Genomic DNA, 849 nt, shown 5'->3' with positions numbered 1-849 from the left:
TTGTATTAATACGTCTAATTTAGACTTGTCGTAATCGTTAAAGGTCTTTTCTATAATTTCAGACAGTGTTACGTCATTATGTGAGGCGTAATGTGGTCCATCGTCCGCAATAAAAGTAGGACTCTGTGCTTTAATAACAACGGTATCTCCAGAACTTGCTTCGTGCCCTTTCACAGTTTTTACCTGTGTTACAATGCCTTTAAATTCTAAGGTTTCATAACCGCTAAATGCATCTATAGAAGTTGTTTGAAGTGTTATGGTTTCGCCTAAGAAGTTTTTACTGGATTCTCCTAAGGCTTGAGACAAATCTTCGAGAACATCCATTCTACAAACCAACTCCATAACATGATGAGCGTCTATTTGCTGGTGTAACATTACGCTTTTAAAAGCTGTAATTTCTTTGCCACTTATAAAAATATTTGTCTTGCTTTGTAGTGCCATAATTTTTAATTATTTGAGTTAACAAATTTCTTCCTCGGTTGTTGATGACAGTGTAAAATTTTCAGGATTAAAGTAGTGTTAATTGCTGCTAAAAAAACGAAATTTATTTTTTGTTTGGTTGAATCTTGATTTAAGCTCCCTATTTTTATACAAGCAATGGACATATAAGATCTACATCAAACTTAACTCTACACCAGCCATTTTCATCCTAATTATCCATGTAAGCAAATTTGATTTTACATAAATTACACTTTAGCAGGCCAATTGTTACTAAATTTGGTTCCTTTTACACTAATCTCCTGCGCAGATATTACTATTCTTGTTTTTAGAGGTTGTGAGCTAACAGCATCAAAATCCTCAACATAATCTAAACAGTAAGCGTCTTTAAATTTAACGGTTTTTAAACTG

At 33.1% G+C, this 849-nt stretch carries 2 protein-coding genes; both read right to left on the bottom strand.

The features are described 5' to 3' along the window. A partial coding sequence (locus tag ACVC43_RS00080; RefSeq protein WP_452222533.1) for a hypothetical protein occupies positions 1-441 on the bottom strand: 441 nt, incomplete at its 3' end. 245 nt (positions 442-686) lie between these two features. Next, the coding region (gene tssD / locus ACVC43_RS00075) for a type VI secretion system tube protein TssD (protein ID WP_452222534.1) at positions 687-849 on the bottom strand (163 nt) is incomplete at its 5' end.

This window comes from Lacinutrix chionoecetis, assembly GCF_053604665.1.
This window is presented reverse-complemented; position numbering and strand designations above follow the sequence as displayed.